Annotated in this window: 19 protein-coding genes and 1 pseudogene; 10 read left to right on the top strand and 10 right to left on the bottom strand. The window is 42.6% G+C overall.

Annotated elements, in window-relative coordinates; all coding sequences use genetic code 11:
• Positions 1–400: 400 nt before the first annotated feature.
• Complete coding sequence (gene dsr1 / locus L2729_RS20460) at positions 401–4,174, top strand: anti-phage defense-associated sirtuin Dsr1 (RefSeq protein WP_248989921.1); 3,774 nt, start codon at positions 401–403, stop codon at positions 4,172–4,174.
• 524 nt (positions 4,175–4,698) lie between these two features.
• Here the strand turns inward: dsr1 and L2729_RS20455 are convergent.
• Positions 4,699–4,890: pseudogene (locus L2729_RS20455) on the bottom strand (integrase); the annotation flags it as partial.
• 1,715 nt (positions 4,891–6,605) lie between these two features.
• Here L2729_RS20455 and L2729_RS20450 point away from each other — a divergent pair.
• The 4 genes from L2729_RS20450 (at position 6,606) to L2729_RS20435 (ending at position 11,512) form a co-directional block, all read left to right on the top strand.
• Positions 6,606–6,872, top strand: a complete 267-nt coding sequence (locus L2729_RS20450; protein ID WP_101092156.1) for a DUF4212 domain-containing protein — start codon at positions 6,606–6,608, stop codon at positions 6,870–6,872.
• A gap of 31 nt (positions 6,873–6,903) precedes the next feature.
• Positions 6,904–8,622, top strand: coding sequence for a sodium:solute symporter family protein (locus L2729_RS20445; RefSeq protein ID WP_101092157.1), 1,719 nt, complete (start codon positions 6,904–6,906; stop codon positions 8,620–8,622).
• Positions 8,623–8,981: 359 nt separating this feature from the next.
• A complete protein-coding gene (locus L2729_RS20440; RefSeq protein WP_248989920.1) occupies positions 8,982–10,829 on the top strand; it encodes a DUF294 nucleotidyltransferase-like domain-containing protein in 1,848 nt (615 codons plus the stop codon).
• Between the two features lie 5 nt (positions 10,830–10,834).
• On the top strand, positions 10,835–11,512 hold the full coding sequence (locus L2729_RS20435) for an exonuclease domain-containing protein (RefSeq protein ID WP_248989919.1): 678 nt from the start codon (positions 10,835–10,837) through the stop codon (positions 11,510–11,512).
• A 19-nt stretch (positions 11,513–11,531) separates the two neighbouring features.
• Here L2729_RS20435 and L2729_RS20430 read toward each other — a convergent pair whose 3' ends face one another.
• Both L2729_RS20430 and L2729_RS20425 read right to left on the bottom strand, forming a co-directional pair.
• Positions 11,532–13,283: an ATP-binding protein gene (locus L2729_RS20430; protein WP_248989918.1), complete on the bottom strand. Its 1,752-nt coding sequence runs from the start codon at positions 13,281–13,283 to the stop codon at positions 11,532–11,534.
• 22 nt (positions 13,284–13,305) lie between these two features.
• Complete coding sequence (locus L2729_RS20425) at positions 13,306–13,839, bottom strand: heme NO-binding domain-containing protein (protein WP_248989917.1); 534 nt, start codon at positions 13,837–13,839, stop codon at positions 13,306–13,308.
• Positions 13,840–14,117: 278 nt separating this feature from the next.
• On the opposite strand from L2729_RS20425, the gene L2729_RS20420 reads away from it, so the two are divergent.
• Positions 14,118–14,696, top strand: coding sequence for a lecithin retinol acyltransferase family protein (locus L2729_RS20420; protein WP_248989916.1), 579 nt, complete (start codon positions 14,118–14,120; stop codon positions 14,694–14,696).
• A 58-nt stretch (positions 14,697–14,754) separates the two neighbouring features.
• On the opposite strand, the gene L2729_RS20415 is transcribed toward L2729_RS20420, so the two are convergent.
• The 5 genes from L2729_RS20415 to dapA all read right to left on the bottom strand — a co-directional run bounded on the left by L2729_RS20415 (position 14,755) and on the right by dapA (position 20,295).
• On the bottom strand, positions 14,755–15,819 hold the full coding sequence (locus L2729_RS20415) for a ketoacyl-ACP synthase III (protein WP_248989915.1): 1,065 nt from the start codon (positions 15,817–15,819) through the stop codon (positions 14,755–14,757).
• Between the two features lie 97 nt (positions 15,820–15,916).
• On the bottom strand, positions 15,917–16,588 hold the full coding sequence (locus L2729_RS20410) for a GntR family transcriptional regulator (protein ID WP_248989914.1): 672 nt from the start codon (positions 16,586–16,588) through the stop codon (positions 15,917–15,919).
• Positions 16,589–16,695: 107 nt separating this feature from the next.
• Positions 16,696–18,261 carry an aldehyde dehydrogenase (NADP(+)) gene (locus L2729_RS20405; protein ID WP_248989913.1) on the bottom strand — a complete coding sequence of 522 codons (1,566 nt, stop codon included), beginning with the start codon at positions 18,259–18,261 and terminating at the stop codon, positions 16,696–16,698.
• 41 nt (positions 18,262–18,302) lie between these two features.
• Positions 18,303–19,304 (bottom strand): 4-hydroxyproline epimerase, encoded by a 1,002-nt coding sequence (locus L2729_RS20400; protein ID WP_248989912.1) that lies wholly within the window; start codon positions 19,302–19,304, stop codon positions 18,303–18,305.
• A gap of 76 nt (positions 19,305–19,380) precedes the next feature.
• The gene (gene dapA / locus L2729_RS20395) at positions 19,381–20,295 is read right to left on the bottom strand and encodes a 4-hydroxy-tetrahydrodipicolinate synthase (RefSeq protein ID WP_248989911.1); all 915 of its coding nucleotides are present in this window, start codon (positions 20,293–20,295) and stop codon (positions 19,381–19,383) included.
• A gap of 166 nt (positions 20,296–20,461) precedes the next feature.
• Here dapA and L2729_RS20390 point away from each other — a divergent pair, with 166 nt between their 5' ends.
• Entirely contained in the window at positions 20,462–21,502 is a 1,041-nt protein-coding gene (locus L2729_RS20390; RefSeq protein ID WP_248989910.1) for a proline racemase family protein, read from the top strand.
• A gap of 69 nt (positions 21,503–21,571) precedes the next feature.
• Positions 21,572–22,846 carry an NAD(P)/FAD-dependent oxidoreductase gene (locus L2729_RS20385; RefSeq protein ID WP_102043574.1) on the top strand — a complete coding sequence of 425 codons (1,275 nt, stop codon included), beginning with the start codon at positions 21,572–21,574 and terminating at the stop codon, positions 22,844–22,846.
• A gap of 136 nt (positions 22,847–22,982) precedes the next feature.
• Here the strand turns inward: L2729_RS20385 and L2729_RS21860 are convergent, their stop codons facing one another.
• Entirely contained in the window at positions 22,983–23,258 is a 276-nt protein-coding gene (locus L2729_RS21860; RefSeq protein WP_428848270.1) for a ribosomal maturation YjgA family protein, read from the bottom strand.
• Between L2729_RS21860 and L2729_RS20380 the strand changes: the two genes are divergently transcribed.
• The gene (locus tag L2729_RS20380; RefSeq protein WP_248989909.1) at positions 23,245–23,385 is read left to right on the top strand and encodes a hypothetical protein; all 141 of its coding nucleotides are present in this window, start codon (positions 23,245–23,247) and stop codon (positions 23,383–23,385) included. The two genes, L2729_RS21860 and L2729_RS20380, sit on opposite strands and share 14 nt — an antisense overlap.
• Positions 23,386–23,500: 115 nt before the next feature.
• Here the strand turns inward: L2729_RS20380 and L2729_RS20375 are convergent, their stop codons facing one another.
• On the bottom strand, positions 23,501–24,805 hold the full coding sequence (locus L2729_RS20375; RefSeq protein ID WP_248989922.1) for an aminopeptidase P N-terminal domain-containing protein: 1,305 nt from the start codon (positions 24,803–24,805) through the stop codon (positions 23,501–23,503).
• 133 nt (positions 24,806–24,938) lie between these two features.
• Between L2729_RS20375 and gmhB the strand changes: the two genes are divergently transcribed.
• On the top strand, positions 24,939–25,490 hold the full coding sequence (gmhB, locus tag L2729_RS20370; RefSeq protein WP_248989908.1) for a D-glycero-beta-D-manno-heptose 1,7-bisphosphate 7-phosphatase: 552 nt from the start codon (positions 24,939–24,941) through the stop codon (positions 25,488–25,490).
• The last annotated feature ends 701 nt before the right edge of the window (positions 25,491–26,191 follow it).

Here is a 26,191-nt window from a genome sequence, read left to right as displayed (position 1 = left end):
CGTTACATTGTCAGACTCGCTGCTTTATTCAGAGTCTTAGGGTCATCTGGTGATACAGATGGTTCACTCTTATCGGGGTGAACAGCGCTTCATACGACCTCAGGTCGCACGAACATTAATGTGTTAGATTATTTGCCCTAACGCGGGGGGCTCAGATGAGAAAAAGTATATTAGTTTATTCAAGAAACCCAATCTGCTCCGGACTATGTATTCTTTCCTGTTAAATCATACTTTGGCCCATTATTCCTGAAAACTACAGATATATCCTCTTATATTATGATGACATATCTGCAGTTCCCCACGTAAACTATTGAGATTAAATAATTTCATTCAAGTAAAGTTTAGTGACTGGTACACTATGGAATCAGTATCCTTTGTCCTAAATTAGAGAATAAAGCTAATGCAATTTGTCACAAATGGTCCTGACATTCCTGAAGTATTACTACAGTCACATGAAGAAGGCCGTGTCGTATTTTTCTGCGGAGCAGGTATATCATACCCAGCAGGTCTCCCTGGTTTCAAAGGCCTTGTTGATTCCATTTATCAAGATCTTGGTACTTCTCGATATCCAATTGAAGAAAAGGCTTATACAGATGAGAAGTATGATGCCACATTGGATCTCCTAGAAAGAAGATTGCCTGGCCAACGTGCAGAAATGAGGAGTGCCCTTGCAAGATCCTTGTCTCCAAAATTACGCAAAAAGGGAGCTACCGATTCACACTCCTCTTTGTTGCAGCTGGCTACAACCAGAGATAATGATTTACGATTGGTAACTACTAACTTTGATGGTATTTTTGAACATGTAATCAAAAAAAATAAACTACAAATTACTTCCTACTCTGCACCGATGCTCCCAATCCCTAAAAATAGTCGATGGAATGGACTAGTATACCTTCATGGGTTATTACCAAAGAAACCTGATGAAAATGCTCTTCAACGATTAGTTCTTACAAGCGGAGATTTTGGACTCGCGTATCTGGTCGAACGGTGGGCAGCTCGATTCGTCAGTGAGCTTTTCCGCAATTATGTAGTTTGTTTTGTTGGTTACAGTGTCAATGATCCTGTTCTACGCTACATGATGGATGCTATCGCTGCTGACCGGATGCTTGGAGAGACAGTACCACAAGCATATGCATTTGGAGGGTATGATGTAGGGGAAGAGTTAGAGGTTGCAAAGGTTTGGGAAGCCAAAGGTGTAACTCCTATTCTTTACCAGACCCCAACCAAATATGACCACTCACCTCTTCATCGAACTCTTAAAAAATGGGCTGAAACATATAGTGATGGAACATTAGGAAAAGAGCGCATTGTTATAAATCACGCCTTAACACGACCATCTGACAGCACTAAACAAGATGATTTTGTTGGGCGAATGCTTTGGGCTTTATGTGATCCATCTGGTGGGCCTGCAAAATGTTTTGCTGAGTTCAATCCAGCCCCTTCTATCGAGTGGTTAAAAGCATTATCGGACGATCGCTATTCTCATAACGATTTAGCCTTATTTGGTGTTCTACCACATAATATACAGAACAAAGAACTCAAATTTAATATCCTTTCTCGGCCTCCTCATTATTTAAATTCACCGAGAATGGAGCTAATTTATGGAAGTAGTGCTGAGTGCTTGTGGGATAAGGTTATGCAGCAACTTGCTAGATGGTTAGTACGTCATTTAAATAACCCTAAACTGATTTTATGGTTGTCGCAAAGAGGGAGTCAGTTACACCCACATTTTATTTGGCAGATTGAGAGGACACTCGACAATATCGAGAAACTTGAGAACCAAGGAAATGAAGCAGCTCTTAATGATATTAGAGCAAACGCATCCCAAGCAATCCCAACAAAAAAGATGAGATCCCTTTGGCATTTATTCATCGCAGGGCTAATTCGTCCGTCTGCCAGAGGTTCTGATATTTACCGTTGGGGGGAGAACTTACAAAATACAGGACTTAATATACCACTTCGTTTAGAACTCCGTAACATCCTATCGCCGAAGATTGTACTAAAAGAACCATTTTACTGGGGAAGTGATAATACAACTCTTGAACAGGTGATCGATCATGAACTAGTCTTATCAGTCAATCATTTCAGAAATTCATACTCTTTCAATAATGATGCTTGGAATAATGCACTCCCCCAACTCATTAATGAGTTTCAACAACTATTAATTGATGGTCTAGATATCCAGATATATTTAGGTAGTAGAGACCGTTCTGAGATGTTTTTACCATCAATATCACCTCACCGACAAAACAGTAAATATTATGATTGGGTAGCCTTGATTGAGCTTACAAGGGATGCTTGGCTTGCTGTGAGAGAAAAAGAGCCACTTAGAGCTAACAATATTGCCAAACAATGGTTCAGTTTGAACTACCTAACATTTAAGCGTTTAGCATTATTTGCCGCTTCTCAGGAGAATTGCATACCGCCGACAATCTGGGTACGTTGGCTTCTTAAAAATAATGCCGAATGTTTATGGTCGAGCACGACTCGTCGAGAAGTCATGCGTTTATTTACTTTGCAGGGAAAAAGCCTTTCATTAAAACAACTGAGTAGGATTGAAAAATTAATTTTAGATGGTCCGCCTAGAAGTATGTTTAATGACGATTTAGAGCATGAAAAATGGCTTTCATTGAAAGATGGCATGATTTGGATTCGACTTGCAAAACTCCGTATAAATGGAATGTCATTAGGAAAAAAAGCTGAAAGGGTATTTACACAAATTTCATCGCAACAACCACATTTATCGATTTCAAAAAATGAACGTGAGGAGTTTTTAAGTTGGCACAGTAGCTCTAGTGATCCTGACTTTGAAGAAATAGATCTTGGTTTTGAAGTGGCCCCTCGAAAAAGAAAAGAGTTGCATAATTGGATAATCATTCCAAGACAATCTCAAGAAATACATAATAGTAATTGGCATGATGTATGTGCTAACCGTTTTTATCATTGCGCATTCGCCTTATTCGATCTTAGTGAAGAAGGTACTTGGCCAACAGAATATTGGAAAGGCGCTTTGCAAGCTTGGTCCTCTGATGTCCTTGTGCAGCGTTCTTTCCCGTTTGTATCTGTTTTACTACAAAAAATGCCAAGTTTAATACTTAAAGGAATTATACCTTCTCTTTCACGTTGGTTAGAAATCGCATCGAAATCTGCTAATGCTGACGACGAAAAAACATACAGCTTATGTCATAAAGCATTTCCCATGCTTAAAAGTCTATATCATGAGTATGAAGACACTGAACATCCTTTTGAGAGTGCTATAAATCATCCAACTGGACAAATAACTCAATCCATTTTGAACTTATGGTTTAAGCAGAGTCCGAATGATGAAGACAAATTGCCACAGGATATCAAACTGCTATTAACAGATTTGTGTAGGCCGGAAACAAAGTCATTTCGTCACGGTAGAGTTATATTAGCAACAAGGTTAATAGCACTGTATCGTGTTGACAGAGTATGGACTGAAATGAATATTTTACCGTTATTAAGTTGGAAAAAAGATCTAGATGAAGCGAAAGCTATTTGGTCTGGATTCTTGTGGGCGCCGAGATTACACCAGTCATTGTTTGTCGCATTCAAACCTTCATTTTTAGACACTGTCTACCATTATGACGAACTAGGCGAGTGTCAAAGGCAATACTCTTCCATTTTAACTTTTGCAGCACTAGATCGCATTGATGGTTATTCTACTGAAGATTTTAGGAAGGCCATAGAAGCTCTACCGCAAGCAGGCTTGGATAAGGTGGCGCAGATATTACTACAGACTCAGAAGGGAGCAGACCATAATGCAGAAGAATATTGGAAGGGTCGTATACTTCCATTTTGGAAAGATTATTGGCCGAAGACTAGAACAAAATTATCAATTCAAATTTCTTCTAGTTTGACCGAATTGAGCATTGCTGCCAAAGGTGAATTTCCTCATGCACTCAATGTATTTGCTGATTGGCTCGTCCCAACTCAGGATTACTATATGATTAATATATTGAATGACTCAGGCTTGATTGAACGTTTCCCTATGGATTCGTTAAATTTGCTATATTTAATCGTTGATCTGACTAAGTTACCTCCCCGATCACTCAAAGAATCCTTGGACTCTATAAAGAGGGCTGACTCAACATTAGGAGAGAAAACAGAATACAAAAAATTATCAGAATTTTTCCGGTTAAATTCAGCCTAAGTTAACCCCCAAGATGCTGATATTGCCAGTCATCGAGCTTGTATGGTTATTACTGGCACAAACCTGCTAGCGACATTCGTCGTTGGAATGATAATACCAAGCGACTTTGTCGTACAATGCTTAGTAAAAAAGAGCCAGTACAACTAATTCTGACTCGGGATTGGAGATAAAGTTACTTTGATAAGTGACCTTTTATTCATTAGAGGATTTACTAGGCTTTAACCCTGGTGTATTTCCTGGAGTTTTTTTATTGTCACGTCGACGCTGATCAGGCTTTCCTGTCGATTTAGCAATTGGTTTTGGACCTGGCTTCAAACTCATAACTATACCCTTGTATTAATCGAGGTTATTCCTCATTCATGATCTGTGGGCTGCATTTATGACTTTCAAGGTGTGAGTAAAAAACAAACAAAAATAATCTAAACCTCATTCGCTTTAACAGATTTCGGGGCAAAGGTTAGCCAGGAATAAACCTGCTGACTTATCGCTGATTAAATAGCCCTAAGTTCTAGGGCCATTCAGTATTAGCAATCTGTACTTTCTGAAAGCAAGAGAGCATCTTCTAATTCAACACCAAGATACCTTATCGTATTGTCTACCTTTGTATGCCCTAGCAAAAGTTGCACAGCTCGAATATTCTTTGTTTTTGCATAGACAAGAGTCGCTTTGGTTCGCCTCATAGAGTGGGTTCCATACAGGCTTGGATCTAGTCCCAGATTAGAAGTTTATCAAGCCATCCATCATAAAAAGGGATTATTTCACAACATGCCTATTATGACGCTATAAAAGTTAAATCAGCAGCAAGTGTCTGTTTATTCATAACATAAAGTATCAATACGTTGATGTTTATGCAACTAGGACAAGTGGACACCCATAAGATTTTGACACTTTAATTCAATCGGCACTTATTGCTGATATCTAGCACTCCATGCTAGAAGCTATGCTTAAACCGAACAACAATACGTAACGATAATTACGTGTTATTTATTGCTTTTATCAATAGATTTCTTATGCCAAATTGTGATGGCTAAATATGACTGATTAATTGTACTAAACCATTTGTGGTCGGATAAGCGGCACTTGTTACCAAGTGCCGCTCTCCTAAGAACCCAGCGTGTAACTTTCACTGCACTGGGCTCAAGCCTCCACTAAGGCGTACTATGTTACCCGGTAACCACAGGGGTTACCTTTGCAATACTTACTTGAAGCTTTGATACTTTCTGCTCTATGACTTTCCAATAAATGGATTATCGTGGAGCAAAGCAAGGAGAGGCACTAACTTCAATCGAAGTCATCATTTGCGTTTCTCCATTAACAAAGTTCTTCTAATGTTCTTGCAACGGGAGACCAGCTGGAAGTGGGCTCACTTTCGTGCCAGACACAAGGTCTGTATCTGCATCATTACAATGCAGCATTAGCTTTCTCCAGCCTCCTTTACCAGCACCACTATCGGCTATCTTCACAGATAACTTTCCCAATGGGAGTGGTACAGGCTTACCGTGTTCCGTATGTCGCGCAATGTCAGGTTAGATGCCCACTCTAGTGCGGAGAGCTTTACAAGCACGAAAGAGCATTGCCCAATCTCTTTCCTACTCTCGTTGCCATTTTGGCCACAGCGTATAAACCACTTCCGCTGCTTCTCATATAACGCACCTTACATGGATTCACTTACGTTCATCATACTGACTCCCTAGCACTCACCCGATTTGTGGTTATCAGGAGGAACGTCCTCTCACGATTCTGTTCCCGTCCAATGGACTTCGTTACATTGTCTGGCTCGCTACTTTATTCAGAGCCATAGGGTCATCTGGTGATACAGATGGTTCACTCAACGCGGTGAACAGCGCTTCATACGACTTCACGTCGCACGGGCAAAAAAGAGTTACGAAACTCAGCCCATTACAGCTAAATTGAAGAGGCGGATGAGCAGGTGTAGATGCAGCTGTGGCCGTTGACAGCAAGGATGCTGTCGTCGAGCTTACATGGACGTACTTGCAGCGTGTCACAGAAGTATCTGCATATGCGCAGGCTGCAAGCGATGGATAACAATGTAATCAGTCTTCATTCGAAGGCTAGCTGACTTTACTTCCCAAACCATCCGAAACGAATCCCCAAACCAAGCGACGCGCTACAGAATTCTTAGGATGAGAAACAGTCTCATTTGCCAAACCATGTGAAATATTTTGCCAAATCTCGCGACGCGCTACTGCTCATACAATAAAAGTGGCTAATACCTTGGTCTAACTTAGTGCTCGATAAATAAGCTTGGGTTACGTGCACGTAAACTTGTATCTTGTTGTAATGTTTATGTTATCTATCATTATCATTTGTGGTTTCCGTTAGCGTTAGACTAAGGTCGCGATTGTTGTTCGCGGCATGCTTGCTAGATTAAACCCTGACTTAATATAAAAATCAGCACAAGGGAGTCGCTATGAGTTTTGAAAGCAACGAGAAGGCAGAAGGTTATTGGCGTGAAAATTTACGCCTAGTACTCGGATTGTTAGCCATATGGGCAACAGTATCATTCGGGTGCGGTATTTTATTAGTAGATGTACTCAATGAAATCCATTTCATGGGGTTCAAGTTGGGATTCTGGTTTGCACAACAGGGTGCTATGTATGTGTTTGTTGCGCTTATTTTTGTCTATGTCGCGAAGGCGAATGCGTTAGACAAAAAATATGATGTGCATGAAGACTAATTACAAAGAACTTATTTAAAGGAGCTATGAAATGGATGTACAAACACTCACTTATTTGATTGTAGGGGTAACATTTGCCCTCTATATCGGTATTGCTATCTGGGCCCGAGCCGGTACAACAAAAGAATTCTATGTGGCGGGTGGCGGTGTTCACCCTGTTATGAACGGTATGGCTACCGCAGCAGACTGGATGTCGGCTGCATCATTTATCTCGCTTGCGGGTATTGTGTCATTTACGGGCTATGACGGTTCAGTTTATTTAATGGGTTGGACGGGTGGCTATGTTCTGCTAGCGCTTTGCATGGCACCCTACTTACGTAAGTTTGGTAAGTTCACCGTGCCTGACTTTATTGGCGACCGTTATTACTCACAAGCTGCACGTACCGTGGCGGTGGTGTGTGCCATCTTCATTTGTTTCACCTATATCGCCGGTCAAATGCGTGGTGTAGGCGTTGTATTTTCAAGATTCTTAGAGGTTGAGGTTGAAACCGGTGTTTATATCGGTATGGCGGTGGTCTTCTTCTACGCTGTGTTAGGCGGTATGAAAGGCATTACCTACACTCAAGTTGCACAGTATTGCGTACTTATTTTTGCTTTCATGGTGCCCGCTATTTTCATCTCGGTGATGATGACTGGCCACATTTTCCCTCAAATCGGTTTTGGTGCTGAGTTAATCGATGCTGCGGGCAATGGCACTGGGGTTTATCTTCTTGATAAGCTGGATGGGTTATCTGCTGAACTCGGATTTTCGCAATACACTGAAGGTTCAAAGAGCATGATAGATGTGTTCTTTATTACGGGTGCTTTGATGTTCGGTACTGCGGGTCTTCCTCATGTAATCGTACGTTTCTTTACGGTCCCTAGAGTAAAAGATGCACGTGTATCAGCGGGTTGGGCATTAGTCTTTATCGCTATTATGTACACCACTATTCCAGCATTAGCCGCGTTCTCTCGTGTCAACATGATTGAAACCATTAATGGCCCTGAGTCTACTGGAGTTGCCTATGAAACGGCACCCGAGTGGATTAAGAACTGGGAAAAGACTGGACTGATTACGTGGGATGATAAGAACGAAGACGGCAAGATTTACTATGCCAAAGGTGCAGAAAATGAGATGAAGATTGACCGCGATATCATGGTTCTAGCGACCCCTGAAATTGCTAATCTTCCTGCTTGGGTTATCGCGCTGGTTGCTGCGGGTGGTTTGGCTGCTGCATTATCGACATCAGCGGGTCTGCTACTGGTGATCTCGACTTCGGTATCGCATGACTTGCTGAAGAAAAACTTAATGCCTGATATCTCAGATAAGAAGGAGCTGTTGTACGCCCGAATTGCAGCTGCATTGGGTATTGTGATGGCAGGTTACTTCGGTATTAATCCACCTGGTTTTGTCGCGGCGGTTGTTGCGATAGCATTTGGTCTGGCTGCGTCGTCTTTGTTCCCTGCCATTATCATGGGGATCTTCTCTAAGACAGTTAACAAGGAAGGCGCAATTTCAGGCATGGTAACGGGTCTACTGTTTACTGCGGCTTATATTGTTTACTTCAAGTTTGTTAATCCAAGTGCAAACACCAGTGATAATTGGTTCCTTGGGATATCGCCAGAAGGTATTGGTATGCTGGGTATGATGATTAACTTTGCCGTCGCCTTTGGTGTCACTAAAGTCACGGCAACCATACCGCAAGATGTTGTGGACATGGTTGAGTCTATTCGTTTCCCTAAAGGTTCAGGTGAAGCACAAGATCACTAGTTCCTATTGGTAAGCTAAATAAGAAGAGCGCATTAAGCGCTCTTTTTTTATGTCTATAATACCAATTGTATTAAGTATTTGACCAATTCAGAGCGCCTCAGACTTTTCAATTCAAGGCGCATTGGTGAAGAAATGGCTATTCCCTTTTAAGCGAATGCAAAGCAGAAGTGGAAAGTCTGAGTCGCTCACCTAGTGCGGCCGACGTTTAAAGCAAATGGCAAAGCCCTTTAAGCTTCCCGCTGAATGGTCAAACTTTTAATGCAATTGGTATAAATGGCCTTTGGTCGAATAGTCCTAGCATTGGAGTAAACGCTATAGTGGTCATTGAATATAGAGGATGTGAGCTAGGGAGTGGTTAAATGGATGCAAGCGAATTACAACCCATCATGCAGTTTTTACAACAAAGCGTACCCTTTGAGTCGCTTGATGAAGCTACGTTGGCGAGTTGCTGCCGCTCCTTAACGGTCGGCTACTATAGTAAAGCTGCAAATTTTGTTCCTTTAGACCCGTCACACCCGCAACTTTATATTGTTAGAAGTGGTGCGTTCGAAGTCAGAGATATTAATGGTGAACTATTAGATAGGCTCGGCGAGGGCGATTATTTTGGCTTTCCGTCTTTATTATCTGGAGAGCTGGCGAGTAATCGGGTCGCTATTTTAGAAGATGGCCTGGTCTACCATTTACCACCTGATATATTCAATCTACTGCGCACTAAAAGCCGCGAGTTCGATCGATTCTTTAATAAGGCGTTTGCAAAGCGTTTAAGGCATCAAGGACGATTTAAAGCAAAAGAGCTGACAACCACGAGCCGTATTACCACCTTAATGTCTAATTCTCCGCTTATGATCGACATGAAAGCCTCCGTTGCTGATGCAGCTAGGTGTATGCGAAAGTCGCGCGTCTCTTCCGTACTGGTTATTGATAATAATAAGCTCGTCGGTATTTTAACCGATAGAGATTTACGTAACCGTGTTTTGGCCGAAAATTTTGATGGTAGCCTTCCTGTACATCAGGCAATGACAACCACACCAATCTCAATTGAATCAAACTCTCTGGTATTTGAAGCGATGCTGTTGATGAGTGAGCATAATATTCATCATCTGCCCGTGGTCGACAATGGTAAGGCAAAAGGGGTGATTACCAGTACTGATATTTTACGCGGCCAGAGTTCACAGCCTTTATTGTTGATTGGCGAAATTGAGCGGCAAAAAGATCTTGCTAGTTTGATTCAAGTCAGCAAACAGATCCCTCTTTTACTGCAGAACCTGATCAGTGCCGATGCAAGAGCAGAGGAGATAGGGCGAGTGTTAACGTCGGTCACTGATGCATTAACAAGGCGTCTCATTGTATTGAATCAGCAACTGTTAGGTGAGGCGCCAATGGCATTTTGTTGGTTAGCGTTTGGCTCTCAGGGTAGGCAAGATCAAGCGGCATGTTCAGATCAAGATAATGGTTTACTACTCGCCCATGAACCGGATGCAGCAGCACAAGGTTATTTTGAAGCGTTATCGAAGGCGGTTTGTGCTGGGCTTGATGAGTGTGGTTATATTTATTGCCCTGGTGACATTATGGCGCAAAACCCTAAATGGAGAATGTCACTTAATGGTTGGCGAGCTGTGTTTGATAAGTGGGTTAATACGCCGGATCCTAAAGCGCTAATGCACTGCAGTATATTTTTCGATATGCGCTCTGTTTTTGGACCTCAATCTCTGTTTGATGGATTACAAGATGAGGTGCTTAAAAATACCCAAGGTAACGATATTTTCCTCGCGGGTCTGACCGGTAACTCTTTAACGAGTACACCGCCCCTCGGCTTTTTCAGAAAGTTTGTGTTGGAGCGTGATGGAACTGAGGTCAAAGGGATTGATCTAAAACACAAAGGTAATGCGTTGATTAATGATATTGCACGGGTTTATGCATTGTCTGCTGGCATTAAAGAGGTTAACACCGCTAAACGAATTAGAGCGCTAATGGATCAAAATATCATTAACCGCAACGATGCACTAAATTTGGCTGATGCCCATGAGTTTATCGCTCATATGCGGCTATCTAATCAAGGTTACCAGTATACTCATGCAAAACCGGTGACCAACTATTTAATGCCTAAAGACGTGTCTTCTTTAGTACGGCATCAATTAAGAGATGCCTTTAAAGTGGTACACGATGGACAAGTAGGACTTAAGTTGAAAATGATGCGGAGTTACTAATTCTTTTGAAAAGCCTTTATCTAAAGAGCAAGTTGCGCTGGCGTATCTTCAAAGCGGTTAATAAGACCATTGAAGCCTATTATCGTGCCATATTGGGTAATGTATCAAAGCCCTTGTCACAAATTCCGCTGATGGCTTTCGATTTAGAAATGACGGGTCTGGATCCCCAATGTGACCAAATTTTAAGTATTGGCTTGGTGCCCATTTACAATGGGATGTTGCAGCTTGAAAAAGCACAACACAAATTGGTGAGTATTGAAGGTAGCGTTGGGGATAGCGCGATAATACACGGCATTGTCGACAGGCAGTTAGCAACAGCGACATCAGCTAAAGAGGCAATGGTCTGGTTTTTAGATCAAACTCGAGGCCATGTGCTAGTTGCTCATCATGCGCCTCTAGATCTGTGTTTTCTTAAAACAGAAGTTCATCGTAGTCTAGGTGAAAGAATGTCTTTTATTGCAATAGATACCATGTCTCTAGAGCGAAGTCGCTTATTACGGCAACATGATGTCATTAAAGAAGGCTCTTTAAGGCTAGATGCATGTCGGCGCCGCTATGGTCTGCCAATATATGCTGCGCATAATGCGACGGTTGATGCACTGGCTTGTGGTGAACTGCTCTTGGCTCAAATGGCGGGGATTGCAGGCCAAGATGAGTTGAGTTTGTTTGATCTTATTCGCTAAATAAGCCGTCCATAAATACTTACTGCTTTGCAGCATCAATAATGTGCCCCCATCTTATCAGTGCACTCTTGATATCTTCTTGTTGATAAGGTTTATTGATTATTTCATCCATTCCACAGCGGTAACATTGCTCAGTTTCCACCGAGGTTGTACTAGCCGTTAAGGCAATGATGGGTTTGGTATAACCTTTGTCACGCAGTAAAGTTGTTGCTTCAAATCCATCCACGACTGGCATTCTGCAATCCATAAAGATAACATCAACGCTATTGTTCGCGAGGAAATCTATCGCCTCTTGACCATTATTAGCAATGGCGGGCGTTATTTTAAATTTAGCTAAAATCATTTCAATCAGCATTTGGTTAACTTTACTATCCTCCACCACCAATACGTCCAGAGTCTCGATAGGGTACTGAGCTTGAGGTTGTTGGATATTTAATACGCTTGTTTTAGCGATATCTAGCGGTAAGGAAACATCGAAACAACTACCTTCACCTAGGGTCGATGTTAATCTGATGTCTCCTTTCATTTCATCAACTAACTGTTTGCAGATTGCCAGGCCTAACCCAGTGCCTTCATAGGCTCGATTACTCGAGTTATTCACTTGGGTGAAAGGGTCAAAAAGTGTCGGTATTTTGTCTTCTGGGATCCCGCAGCCGCTATCTTGGACCGTAAAACACAGTGCTTGCTCGGCCCAATAGATATCGACTCTTATCTCACCTTCTCTGGTGAACTTTATCGAGTTACCAATAAGATTGACTAAGATTTGTTTAATACGATCTGGGTCACCAATTAATGTCTGTGGAATTGATTGTTGATAATGGTAGTTAAATAACAGCCCAAACTCATCGGTGCGCTGTTTGAAAATATCGAATATCATTTTACATAATTTCTCAGGAGAAAATTTAATCTTCACAATCTGCAGCATCCCAGCGCTCATTTTGCTGAGATCAAGCAAGTCGTTAATAATTACCCGCAATAGCTCACCTGACTGATGCATGGTATTGAGTAGTTGCTGCTGATAGCTCGATAACGATGTATCAAGCATCAGATCAGCGGAGCCTAATAGACCATTAAGTGGGGTTCTTAATTCGTGATTAATCATCGCGACAAAATCACGAGTAGACTGCTCTGAAGACTCTGCGCGCAACTTCTCTTTGATGGTGTTTTCTAATAACTCTTGTCGTCGTTGTGCTGCGCTGATCATGTCACAGAATAGCAGAAGCTGTTTCTCAACGGTATTTTGCCATGAGGTTGGGGATTCAATAACGAGTGTGAGACTGCCTAAGATAGAGGTTTCAGTTTTGATGATAAGCTTAATCTGCTGATGATCATCAGACCAACATAAGGGTTGGTTTGCGGTTGAAATAGGTTGGATCAGGGCTTTGTTACCAGCTAAAAAAGTATCAAAAACATTTTCTTTTATCGGTGATTTGAAGCGGATACGACTGGCTTTAATATTTTCAATGCCAATCAGGTCATCAAGTAAGCGCTGTAATAATATATTGGAGATAGGCTTTTGCAGAAGCAGTTGATTGTAATCGAGTAAAATTGATTCTAAATGGCTTTTAAAATGCAATAGAGCCATACCTTGTTTAGACTGCTCTTTTATATGAATGAGTGAGTCTTCGACAAGTTGTTTTGCACTATATAGTTCTCTACTTTTTTCTTCCAGCAGGACTTCAGCTGCCTTTTTTGCTGCTTTTTCTCGGATTATTTTTCGATTAAGCAATTCAATTCTATTGGTTAATGCTTGGATCTCATCGTTGAGCATAGATTGCGCATCGCCTCACAGTTTAAACATAAGTGATGGTAAATCGGACTTCTGAGCGATCTGCTGTCATTGGCTCCATTGTAATTTCAATGTTTTCACCAAAATGCTCAGCACAGCCTCGAATGAGTCCTAGACAGACATGCGACATACAGCGTGCGGACACATAATCCATGACTAATTGACTTTCAGTCGCTGAAATAAAGTTGAAAGTCGGTGGGTTGGCATTTTCATAAAGTTTTTTGACTTCTATATGAATATATTCCTCCACGCTTTTGATAAAGCTAAAAGTAGAGTCTGACTTGCCTTCGAGCCCAGGCATACTGTTAAACAAGGTGATAAAGACGGATTTACCGTAAACCTCTTGTAGGTCTTCAATAGATATCCCTGTCAGTTTACTTAAACTTACGATCAGTTTGATGAGATCATGGTGGTCATACGTGCCCACACTGGTATAAACACCGTCATTTTGGTTTTCATCGAGGATCTGTTGACAGATCTCTAATCCGAACGTGTCTTCGACTAATTCTAAGAACTCAGCAAAAATGATTCCCTTCATACGTCACTCCTTAATACACTACTTATTATAAAGTAGTGTATTAGTTGATTTTATTCAATGCATACTGAGGCTCTTATGCAGATAAAATGTACGTCAATTGTGCTTGTAAGCCATCGTTCGCTTGTCATTACCATTGTCATATTGACGTTTAAATTCTAGGCATGAATATGACTACTATAATTTACAGGTAGTTTTGCTTACATTTTTAGGCTTCTTCAATTGAACACAGTTCTATAACTTACTTGATATTAAGTGTCATTAGAGCGATAGGGATTTTTATGCCATTACCGTTGGTTTGGTTAGGAGCTGCAGCAATTGGTGCTGCCTTGATTGCTGATGAACGTAAAAATCAAAAAGACATCGCGACGAAGCGATTACACGGTAAGGCAGTGTCTGATCATACAAGGGGGGCAAATGCCGAGCTTGGCCCTAGTTTATGGCACACTGGCGATAAGAAAGTTCTACTTGAGCCGGGTTCGATTATTTGCTGTTTTGTTTTTGGCGTGATTGAACACACGGGAATTTGGCTCGGGGACGATACCTTAGTTGAGTTACATGGAAGTGGATTAGTACGCGCCGTTTCAACTAAGCGTTTTTTGGTCGGCAGAAGTGGCAGTCGGATTTTTCAAGCGTGTAATCATCTTCACCAACCTTTAGTCGGTGCTCAGGTTTTAGCCCAGGCGCAACAGGCAATATTTACCTATAGAAAATATGATCTGTTAGACAATAACTGTCATCGATTTGTGTGGCATTGTTTAAGTGGCGAAGAGAAGGCGTTATCGAGTTTTAGTAAACTCAATAATGAAATTGGAATGTACTTTGAAGAGGCTGTCTATTGGGATGAAGCTATCATTTGATACAAAAACACCGACGGTTTAGGTCGGTGTTTTTAAACAAACCGTGCTTCAGGCTAGGCTATTTACAGAAATGCTTTACCGCTTTGCTCACCAGTTCAATACCTGTTTTATCACAAGGTGGCAGCTCTGCATCACTAATATTAATTGGAGTCACTCTGTCACCCCATTTAATTAAGGCTGCGGCCGAGGTTAATCCTGCACCAAATGCACAAGATAAAATGGTTTGATTTGGTAGGATTTTACCTTGCTCTAGCGCATCACAAATCGCGATAGGGATAGTCGCAGCTGAGGTATTACCATAATTGGCAATATTCACAATGGCTTTTTCTTTTGGAATTTTCATGCGGCTAATCAGAGTATCGATAATACGCTCGTTAGCTTGATGAGGGATCACCCAATCGATATCTTCCTTATCGATGCCACATTTCTCTATCACTTTAGTACTTAACTTACCCATGCCTGCAATGGCACGTTTAAAGATCTCTTGACCGTTAAATTCGATATAAAAATCGAGTGAAGCTGCGTCAAATCGATCCATTGCAGTACCAAAACCGGCTTTAAGAATGTCTCTGCCAGCAGGGTCATTATTCAGCTCATAGCCTAAGACACCAATCGCTTCATCTGTTGCTTCTAATACAACTGCGCCGGCACCATCACCAAATAAAACGGCGGTGTCACGTCGTGACCAATCTAAAAAGAACGACAGTCGTTCTGCACCAATGACGAGCACCTTTTTGCATTGGCCGCTCTTTATTTGTGAACTTGCTAGGCCAACTCCATAAAGGAAACCACTGCATGCAGCATTGATATCAAACGCTGCGCAAGTTGCACCCACATTTGCTTGAACCGTTGAAGCGATATTTGGGATCAGTGTGTCAGGTGTTGCGGTTGCTAGAATGATCATATCGAGATCACTGCCTTCAATACCGGCAGCAGCAAGTGCTCTTTGAGCGGCAACAGAGGCAAGCTCAGAAGTATTTACATGACTAATATGACGCTGGCTAATACCTGTGCGAGATTTAATCCATTCATCAGAGGTTTCGATAAATGTTGAAAGGTCATGATTTGTTAGGGTAGCGGGCGGAACACACTTTCCCCAACCTGTAATAGTGGCGTACTGCATTAGGTTATCTCTCAAAAATAAAAAAGCAGAACCTGCGCTCTGCCTTGTCAATCAGTATAAGTAAAGCTTAACAAGTCTTTTAACGCTCAACAGTGAGCTAGCCCTCTTGTTGAGCAACTAAAACTCTAATAGCTGCCGCAGCATGAAGGATGTGGCTGCGTAACAGTGCAACAGCGTTATCAACGTCACCCTTCCTACAATAGTCTAGCAATTCTCTATGATCTTGCTGTGCTTTAGGAATACCACTCGCTAAAAATAGTTGTAAGCGGACATACCGATCACAGTTGGTATTAAGCCCATTGACGACTTCAATGGTATGAGGTTTGTCTGCAGCGCGATATAAACAAGTATGGAATTGAGAATTTAATCCACTCCAGCGTTCTATTTGGTCTTTATCTTGAAATGCCACATCAAGCGAGTCCAAAATACCTTCAGCTTCCGTTAGGTCATCTTCAGTCATATTGGGGATTGCTTTAGCCAATAGATCTGTTTCGATTAACGCTCTTAAGTCAAATAGTTCAGTGACTTGAACTGCAGATAGAATAGTCGCTGTAGCGCCTTTATGTGCTTCAAACTTAACTAACCCTTCAGCTTCTAATTGCAGCAATGCCTCTCGTACTGGGATCCTGCTCACATTCATTTCATCGGCTAAGGCACTTTGGCGTAATGGCATACCCGCAGCGATTTCTCCAGAGAGAATTTTTTCCCTTAATACTTCGACGACAACTTGAGTACGTGTTTTATGAACGATAGGAGTTTTTCTGCTCATATAGCCTGTTTTTATGTTAATTATTCAAGATGATTTTCTTAGGTTAACGCTTAAATAAGTAGAATGAAAGGGAAACAACTTGTTTCCCTGTACATATTTTGAAATGTTTAGAAAGTGGTAATGTTGGCTTGCTCTTCTCTTAGCTTCTGTGGCAAGAGCGCTATTGGCATGTTTTGTATACACAAAGGTCGTTCAAATCGAGACATTGCTTGTGTACCAACAGAGGTTGTACGGCTATCAGTACTTGCTGGATAGGGGCCGCCATGATTCATTGAATGACAGACTTCAACACCCGTCGGCATTTGGTTGAATATCAAACGGCCGACGTTATACGAGACCGATTCTATTAATTGACCTTGCTCAGCTAACTCATTTTCTAGCCCATGAATTGAGGCGGTTAATTGGCCTTCCATCTGCTCGGCTATTAACTCCATTTGTGCTTGGTTTTCACAGACAACAATGACAGCGAACGGTCCAAACACCTCTTGTTGAAGCGCCTTTGAAGCTAAGTAATCTTCAGCGGTGACTTTAACCGCGGCTGGACGTGTAAAGTGGCTTGCTGGTGAGGACTTACCCTGTGATATTAGCTGTACACGCTTATTCTTAAGCAGTGCTTCGACTTGTAATTGATAGGTCGCGGCAATGCCTGCGGTTAACATGCTAGCGGCAGACTCCAGTGAGATTTTCTCTGCGACTGTCGCGAGATAGCGATTGAGTGCTTCCCCCTGTATTGCCACCACTACGCCTGGACTGGTACAGAACTGACCATGCCCCATCAACATCGATTGAACTTGTGTCGTCGCTAGGCTTTCTGCTTGTTGTGTTAGTAACTCACCGAGTAAAAACTGTGGGTTAATTGAGCCGAGTTCACCATAAAATGGAATCGGTTCTGCTCTTGCTGCGCAAAGGTCCGCTAAAATCCGGCCCACTTTAAGTGAGCCGGTAAAGCCGACGGCTTTTATCGCACTATGGGTAACTAACAACGTCGATGATTCTGGCTCTGTTGATTGTATAAGGTTAAATACACCTGCAGGCATTTGACAGCGTTCGGTGGCTCGTGCGATTGCTTGGCTAACGAGTTCGCTGGTTGCAGCGTGAGCAGGGTGTCCTTTTACGACGACGCTACAGCCAGCAGCAAGTGCAGCAGCGGTATCACCACCGGCAGTTGAAAAGGCTAACGGGAAGTTTGATGCACCGAAAACCGCAACAGGACCAATAGGTAAAGTGCCTAGTCTGGTGTCGGGTTTTGGCAGAGGTTGTCTGTCTGGGTTAGCAAGATCAATCAGTACATTGTTAATCGGTGTTCTTAATGTACTGGCAAACAACTTGAGTTGTCCGCAAGTTCTGCCGGTTTCACCTTGTAGGCGGGCCATGGGTAAGCCAGTTTCTATATGAGCAGTTTGCGTTATCGCGGCAATATCAGATTGGATCTCTTCAGCAATCGCGTCTAAAAAGTCAGCTCTATTTTCGTTAGTGGTGCGCCTATATAAAGTGAAAGCTTGTTTTGCGGCGTTAACAGCAGCGTCGACATTTTTTGATGTCGCGTTAGCGAATTGCCACTCAGTGGTTTCATTGATTACAGGGTTCATGCTGCTAAATTGCAATGCTTCGTCAGTCCATGCACCATTGATTAGGTGTTGACCACTAATTACTACCTTTACTAAATCCGTCATATTTGCTCCTGAGCTTACATGCTAATTAATTTTATTGTTGATCACACGACCTGAAAACCGAATGCGTACGGATCACTATCGTCGATAGTGATGGTATTGTTGCCCGTCATTCTGGCCCAGCCTTTAATGCTTGGCATAATGCCTCGGTAATCTCCTACTTGTGCTGCAGATTCTATTCGTCCAACAAATTGACTACCGATAATGCTCTCGTGGGTATACTCATCACCCACGTGTAGTTGCCCTTTAGCATAGAGCTGTGCAAGTCTCGCACTGGTACCGGTACCACAGGGTGAACGGTCAATGGCTTTATCACCATAAAAGACTGCGTTTGCACCATCAGAACCAGAAGAGATCGTATCGCCAGTCCAAAGCACATGTGTTACGCCATTTACGGTTGGGTCATGGGGGTGAATACAGGTTAATTGTTCATCAGCAACGGCCCTAACGATGGGACTCCAGCGCAGAATGTCTGCTGCGCTCCAGTGACGTAATCCTGGGAAATTTTCTTGGGGATCAACAATAACGTAGTAGTTACCGCCATACGACACATCAACCTTTAATGGACCTAGGCCTGGAATGTCTAAAACTTGGTCTTGATGTGCAAGGTAGGCTGGAACGTTGTATATCTTTACCCAATCGACTTTTTCGTCCGTTTTTTGATAATCAATTTTTATTTGGCCTGCGGGGACATCTATGATGAGTTTTCCGGGGTTTTTCGCCGTTAATAATCCAGATTCAATGGCTGACGTAATCGTGCCAATGGTGCCATGTCCACACATGGGCAAGCAGCCACTGGTTTCAATAAACAATATAGACGCATCAGCATCATCAGAGCATGGCGGGTAGAGAAAGGCACCTGACATCATGTCGTGGCCTCGGGGCTCAAACATAAGTCCTTTACGGATCCAATCGTACTCGCGAAGAAAATGCTGTCTTTTCTCGCTCATGTTATTACCAATAAGATGAGGGTGACCACTGGTCACCAGTCTCACTGGATTGCCACAAGTGTGTGCATCAATGCAAAAAAAAGTGCCTTTCAGCATGTATATAGCTCCATTATTATTGTTAGTGTGCTGAGCCGTGGTACAGAGACCCAGCGCTTGGAGTTATGACTTTGGTTTAGTCTATGTTGTACTTGTTTAGATCAATGCGAGTTTCAAGTGCTTGTGCAATAACCTGCTCAACGTAAGCGCGCTCTTCACCTATTAATGGTAGGCGTGGCATACGCACATTTTCACTACCGCGGCCTAAGATTTGCTCTGCAAACTTAATGCACTGAACCAGTGTTGGAATGGTATCAAGTCTTAGTAACGGCATGAACCAACGGTAGATCTCACGCGCTTCTTCAATACGTCCAGTTCGTGCAAGCTTATAAAGTGCGACTGATTCACGTGGAAATACGTTTGTTAGACCTGAAATCCAACCCGTTGCGCCAAGAAGTAGGCTTTCTAGCGCGATATCATCAACACCGCATAGAATACTGAAACGCTCACCAAAACGGCTTTGCAATTCAGTTAAACGACGGGTGTCAGTGGTCGACTCTTTGATTGCAACAATGTTGTCTTCTTCTGCAAGAATGGCGGTCATCTCAAGATTAATGTCTATGCCATAACTAACAGGGTTGTTGTAGATCATGATGGGTAAATTTGTTGAACGTGCAACGGTTTGGTAATGAGCAACAACTTCGCGGTCTGTACCACGGTAAACCATTGCAGGGAGTAACATTAGACCATCGACGCCAAGTTTCTCTACATCTTGAGCATAAAGAGATGCTTGCTCTGCGGTGTTCTCAGTACATCCTGATAATACTAAAATACGCCCTTTAACGGTTTCTACAGTATGTTTGATGAACTCACGTTTTTCTTCTGGGCTTAGAGATGCATTCTCTCCGATGGTTCCTAAAGCAATAATCCCGTCAATTCCATCTCTAATAAGATCTTCGAGCATACGAGCATTTGACTCATAATTGATCGAACCATCTTCATTAAATTGAGTCGAGATAGCGGGGAAAACACCTTGCCAATTTACATTCATATTAAGCCTCTATTACTGCATTTTTACATTTGAAATTATGGTTCGTTATGGGATATTGTATACGTGAATAGACAAAATAATAGACCCTACAACGCGATTAGGAGTAACTAAACTACACTCGCATTGTTGTATACAATATGCAAAACTGTCAAGAGAAAACATCAGAATGAAAAAATTTGATATCAGTCCAGAGCTGGCAAGCACTTATACAGAATTCAAAACGATAGATGCACATACAGAGGGAGAACCTCTTCGCATTATTATCTCTGGATACCCAGAAATAAAAGGTGAAACTATTTTAGATAAGCGCAAATATGTTACCCAAAACTGGGACGTTTACCGAAAACTGCTCATGCATGAGCCTCGTGGGCATGCTGATATGTACGGCGCACTCATTACCGAACCGGTGACACCGAATGCTGATTTTGGGGTGTTGTTTTTACACAATGAGGGCTACAGCTCAATGTGCGGTCATGGCATTCTTGCGTTAGTAAAGGTGATGTGCACCACTGGGGCGATTGAGCTAAATGATGCAGAGACAGTGATAAAGATTGATGCGCCAGCGGGGTTAATTACTGCCAAGGCCTATCGAGATGGACAAGGTAAAATTCACGCGAGCTTTAAAAATGTCGACTCATGGGCTGAGTCGTTGGATTGTACTGTAAACATCGAAGGTTTTGGTGAAGTGCGCTATGACATAGGTTTTGGCGGCGCATATTACGCCTATGTCGATGCTGATGCCTACGGCATCAGTTGTAGCAAAGACAATGTTGCGCAGTTAATCGATATGGGGCGCCGCATAAAGCTTGCGATAATGGCATGCCATTATCTGGTGCATCCTGTTGAGGATGATCTAGGTTTTTTATATGGCATCATTTTCACATCAAAGCAGGTGACTCATCAAGAGGCACATTCTCGTCATGTGTGTATTTTTGCGGACGGGGAAGTGGACCGTTCGCCAACAGGGACGGGGGTAGCAGGGCGCATTGCGCTACTGCACGCAAAAGGCGAAATTGAGCTAAAATGTCCATTAATGATCGAAAGCATAGTTGATGGCAGAATGATTGTCAGCGCGACGGCTACATCGACATTTTATGACAAAAAAACGGTGATCCCTGAAGTGTCTGGTCGCTCTTATATTACCGGAAAACATCAGTTTTTTGTCGATCCTGATGACGTATTCCAAGAAGGCTTTATGTTGCGTTAATGAATGTATTGATAGTTGTATTCGTCGTCGCGTTAAGCGTTGCAGTGAGAATGGAGTAGAGAACAGTAAATGAATAACCACAATCAGAATCATCCGGGTACACTCACCATTGTTGGGGCTGGCATTGTAGGCTTAGCCGCAGCTATAGAACTGCAGCGTGTAGGCTTTAATGTTACGATCATTGACAAAGAAGGCGTGGGCGAAGGAGCCTCTAAAGGCAATGCTGGCCACTTTGCTGCTGAACAGGTATTGCCTTTAGCTGATCCAGCCATGCTAGCAAAATTGCCTGGCATGTTAATCGATCCATTAGGTCCATTTCGCATTCAACCAAAGTACTTTTTTAAAGCTTTACCTTGGTTTATGCGTTTTTTACACAACATGTTGCCGTCGCGAAGAGCTAGAAATGGCCGAGCGATTCAGGCACTTAATCAAGATGCGATAGCGGCAATGAAATCGCTCACCGCATTTTGTGGTTGTGAAGAATTACTGACCTTAAACGGTAGCTTATTGGTGTTTGAAGATACCCCCATCAGCGATGTGCAAAAAGAATTTAGAGTACATTCTGAAGCTGGCATACATGTGAAGTTACTTAACGGCGATGAGGTAAGGGTACTGGAACCCTCATTAAGCAATACCATCACCCATGGTCTGTATTTTACTCACGTAGGGCACACAGCAGATCCCTACCGTTTATGCCAAGCGTTGGCGGCTAAGTTTACAGAATTAGGCGGTAAGTTGGTCACTGAAGAGTTAGTTCATATCAACACTGCGAACACTAATTCGAGCATAACACTGGATATGAGTTCTGGCCGCAGCGAACAAACTGATAGATTGGTTATTGCCGCTGGCGCATGGTCAAAACCCTTTGCCAAGCAGTTAGGTTATTCGGTTCCGCTGGAAACTGAGCGGGGTTATCATTTAATGATGCCCCAACAAAGCAGCCTTTCTCGGCCTGTGACTTCCTATAATCGCAAATTCATTATCACGCCAATGATCGGAGGGACGCGACTCGCGGGTACTGTCGAGTTCGGTGGTTTGAAAGCGCCACTCGTGAATGCGCGCGCTGATTGCCTGTTCCCTCATGGTAAGGCGTTATTACCTGAGCTATTTGCGGATGCAGTCGTCACTGATGGCGAGCGTTGGATGGGCTTTAGGCCTTCGATGCCAGATAGTCTGCCTGTATTGGGCCGCAGCCAAAAACAAGCTAATGTGTTTTTCTCATTCGGTCATCAGCACCTTGGCTTAACGTGGTCGGCAATTAGCGCAAAGCTCCTCGCGCAAGAAGTATTAGGCGAGCAAGCTGATATCGATCTTAATCCTTATCGTATCGATCGATTTAGTTAGTCGTGAATGTTGATTTAGGGTTAAAGGTATCGATCTTCTAAGGTAGATAAATTGATAGTTTGGTCATTTTGTAAGTAGGTAGTTAGGTCGATAGATTATAAAAAGGAGCGAATAGTCGCTCCTTTTTTGATTTAGTTCACAGCAATGAAGTGCCGCTGGTTCCTTTGCTTATTCCCCGGCCTTTGTTTATCAACATCGTTTCAGTTAATGCACCAAACAAAACGCCGACGGTATAACATATCAAGTCACTCGTTTTAAATCCAAATCCAAGCACTAATGCAGCTAACTTGTAGCTTCTAATCTCGTCAATCCAAGCGGCATGATATAACTGAGAAAACTCTATTGAGAACGAAAATGCTAAAGCACATATTACAACTAACATAATGTTAGCGTTGGGTATGATTATCCCCATTAGCCAGAAAACCATTAGTCCCCACAGTGCATCACCTGCGTATAAAGAGACAAAATCGGGTAACGGTATGAATACAGACCTAGAGAATAACCCAGCAACGATAGTGACAGCTGCCAGACAACAATAAAGTGGTACGTTACGTTTGATACGTTAATTCCTATTTCAACGGGCTAGCAATGGCTTGCGTCATGGCAGACAAACCGATGACGCTCAGTTGATAAAATATAAGCCAGAATACCTTATTATTTACACATAATGCGCTCAATATCGTCAATCGTTCTTGGTACCTTAGCGGATAAGTTTTCAGAGCCGTTGTCTGTCACCAAAATATCGTCCTCGATACGGATCCCCATGCCGCGATAGCCTTCGGGTACATCGAGTGCATCTTCGGGAATGTATATACCGGGCTCTATGGTGAATACCATGCCTGCTTCTAGCGTGCGCCAATTGCCTTTATCATCGTGATAAGGGCCTACATCGTGTACATCCATGCCCAGCCAGTGACCGGTTTTATGTACCGTGAAGCGTTTATAGCTTTCAGTTGTCATAATGTCTTCAATCGAGCCTGATAATAATCCAAGTTCTTTAAGGCCCTTTGCCATCACTTGCATGCAAGTATCATAAAGGCTAATCCATATCGCGCCCGGCTGTACTATCGCTATGGCTTGATCCAGTGCATTTAACACCAATTGATAAATGGCTTTCTGCTCAGGGGTAAACTTGCCATTGACCGGATAGCTACGGGTTATGTCGGAGGCATAGTGCTCATATTCACCGCCTGCATCGATAAGTAGCATCTGGCTATCCTGGAGCTCATTGCAATTCTCTTCATAATGCAGGCAACAGGCATTATTACCGCCAGCCACAATATTAGGGTAGGCGACGTCGTTACAGCCATATTTGGCAATGGTAAAATCAAATAGTGAGGACAATTCTCGCTCGTTGATGCCGGGTTGGCATGCCTGCATTACCGCTTTATGCCCCGAGGTGGATGCTGCTACGGCATTGCGGATCTTAGTGATTTCAGCTTGGCTTTTTACCACGCGCTTTGCGTGTAACACTTTAGCCAATGGTGTGATAGAGATGAAATGCTTTGGAGTATCAAATGGCGCGGTCAATCTTTGAATGTTTGACCAACGGACAAGTGATGATGAGAATCGCCCGAGTTCATCACTTATATAGAGTGTAGTGATGCTTTGCAGAAGTGGTAATAAGGTTTGTTCAAACTGTGCGATTGAATAGGCTTTGTCTGCACCATAATGCTCAACTGCGCCCTCAACACCGGCACGTGCGCCAAAGCTGACTTCTTGCGCTGGATCTTTAGGGCGACAGAATAGCAGGTATTCACTTACTTCGCGTTTGACCAATATAGCGATCGCGTCTGGCTCGTTGAACCCAGTCAAATAGAGAAAGTCATTATCCTGCCTAAAGTGATATTTGATATTTTTACTGCGAACTTTCTGCTGATAGCCCGCAAGGATCACTAAACTGTTATTGGGTAGCTGTTCAAGCAGCTCGGTGCGCCTTTGGTGACATGTATTGAGCATATTCATATTTTCTATAGTGGTAATGTATATTTTATCCATTACACGGTATTAGGCGATTGATAGCAAGTTCACGGTGCAATTTCGTTTAATGAATGAAATAATAACCATCATTGGTCAATAGAGAGGCAGCATAGTGAAGCGAGCAGTATTTTTAGATAGAGATGGTGTAATCAACATAGATCATGGCTATGTACATCAAGTCGATGATTTTGAATATGTTGAAGGCGTGTTTGAAGCCTGCATCGCACTAAAAGAAGCAGGATTTATGCTTGCGGTCGTGACGAATCAGTCTGGTATAGCACGTGGTTTATATACTGAAGATCAGTTTCATACGTTAACAGAGTGGATGGATTGGAACTTTGTTGATAAAGGCGTTGAGCTCGATGGTATCTATTATTGCCCTCATCATGCAGAAAAGGGCATTGGTGAGTATAAAATTGACTGTGATTGCCGCAAACCAAAACCGGGTATGTTAAATACAGCAGCTCAGTTTCTAAAGATTGATTTAAGCCAGTCGGTAATGGTTGGTGATAAAAGAGATGATATGTTAGCGGCTAAAGCTGCCGGAGTTCCTACACGTATATTAGTGCGTACAGGGAAATCAGTCACTGATGAAGCGATTGCTGCAGCGACAGTGGTATTAGATTCAATTGCTGATGTACCCGCTTATCTTGCGGCTAATTAATTAAAGAACTCAACCTCGTATTAATATCTGCCTAATATATCGGCTCATCGTTAGAGTGACTTACAATAGAGTCACTCCTGGATGCCCTATATAACATTCTCTTGAAAACGTATTTCCGTTAGACTCAGGACAAAAGACCTTATGTACATATAAGCGCGTCTGCTGGACCTGCTCTTTCCTTTAGTCGTCGATGACAACGCAGCTACCTACCCAATACAGGACTTTTAAGTGCAAGCCCTATGATGGATAAGTACTGAGTCAGTATTAGTTGACGTCAAAAAGACGATTTCAGCCCCTTTTTTGTACGTATCGTTTGGTAACTATGCGATTGGCGTGATTATTTCATTTTTATGAAGAAAGACCCTTGTGCTCTCTCATAAACTCCCTATAATGCGCATCCACTGACACGGCACAGCAGGCCAATCGCTCTTAGCAAACGCTAGGTAGCACGGGACTTGCAGCGGTGTTAGAGAGTTTAACTTCTTCGGAAATTAGGCTCAGGTGACAAGCGCTTTAAGAGCTTCGAGTTTGATAGCTTTTCACATTAGTGATTAAGAAATCAGCACTCGAATAACTTCTTAATATAAGCCCTTGACGCCGACACTGGAGAGTGTAGAATACGCCTCCTCAAGCCAACGACCTAGCGTCTTCGGCGACACATGAAAGATGGTGTCACGCTCTTTAACAATATGACAAGCAAA

Source organism: Shewanella gelidimarina (genome assembly GCF_023283945.1).
Classification (GTDB): Bacteria; Pseudomonadota; Gammaproteobacteria; order Enterobacterales; family Shewanellaceae; genus Shewanella; species Shewanella gelidimarina.
The sequence above is the reverse complement of the archived record's forward strand: the minus strand, read 5'-3'. Positions and strand labels throughout refer to the sequence as shown.

What these genes read in the sequence shown, in the direction of transcription:
- L2729_RS20425 (WP_248989917.1), bottom strand. Translation starts at nt 13,839, where the DNA reads ATGAAGGGAATCATTTTTGCTGAGTTCTTAGAATTAGTCGAAGACACG.
- L2729_RS20375 (WP_248989922.1), bottom strand. Translation starts at nt 24,805, where the DNA reads ATGCTCAATACATGTCACCAAAGGCGCACCGAGCTGCTTGAACAGCTA.
- L2729_RS21860 (WP_428848270.1), bottom strand. Translation starts at nt 23,258, where the DNA reads ATGGGGATAATCATACCCAACGCTAACATTATGTTAGTTGTAATATGT.
- L2729_RS20390 (WP_248989910.1), top strand. Translation starts at nt 20,462, where the DNA reads ATGAAAAAATTTGATATCAGTCCAGAGCTGGCAAGCACTTATACAGAA.
- dapA (WP_248989911.1), bottom strand. Translation starts at nt 20,295, where the DNA reads ATGAATGTAAATTGGCAAGGTGTTTTCCCCGCTATCTCGACTCAATTT.
- L2729_RS20385 (WP_102043574.1), top strand. Translation starts at nt 21,572, where the DNA reads ATGAATAACCACAATCAGAATCATCCGGGTACACTCACCATTGTTGGG.
- L2729_RS20450 (WP_101092156.1), top strand. Translation starts at nt 6,606, where the DNA reads ATGAGTTTTGAAAGCAACGAGAAGGCAGAAGGTTATTGGCGTGAAAAT.
- L2729_RS20410 (WP_248989914.1), bottom strand. Translation starts at nt 16,588, where the DNA reads ATGAGCAGAAAAACTCCTATCGTTCATAAAACACGTACTCAAGTTGTC.
- L2729_RS20400 (WP_248989912.1), bottom strand. Translation starts at nt 19,304, where the DNA reads ATGCTGAAAGGCACTTTTTTTTGCATTGATGCACACACTTGTGGCAAT.
- L2729_RS20415 (WP_248989915.1), bottom strand. Translation starts at nt 15,819, where the DNA reads ATGCAGTACGCCACTATTACAGGTTGGGGAAAGTGTGTTCCGCCCGCT.
- L2729_RS20440 (WP_248989920.1), top strand. Translation starts at nt 8,982, where the DNA reads ATGGATGCAAGCGAATTACAACCCATCATGCAGTTTTTACAACAAAGC.
- L2729_RS20430 (WP_248989918.1), bottom strand. Translation starts at nt 13,283, where the DNA reads ATGCTCAACGATGAGATCCAAGCATTAACCAATAGAATTGAATTGCTT.
- L2729_RS20405 (WP_248989913.1), bottom strand. Translation starts at nt 18,261, where the DNA reads ATGACGGATTTAGTAAAGGTAGTAATTAGTGGTCAACACCTAATCAAT.
- dsr1 (WP_248989921.1), top strand. Translation starts at nt 401, where the DNA reads ATGCAATTTGTCACAAATGGTCCTGACATTCCTGAAGTATTACTACAG.
- L2729_RS20445 (WP_101092157.1), top strand. Translation starts at nt 6,904, where the DNA reads ATGGATGTACAAACACTCACTTATTTGATTGTAGGGGTAACATTTGCC.
- L2729_RS20380 (WP_248989909.1), top strand. Translation starts at nt 23,245, where the DNA reads ATGATTATCCCCATTAGCCAGAAAACCATTAGTCCCCACAGTGCATCA.
- L2729_RS20420 (WP_248989916.1), top strand. Translation starts at nt 14,118, where the DNA reads ATGCCATTACCGTTGGTTTGGTTAGGAGCTGCAGCAATTGGTGCTGCC.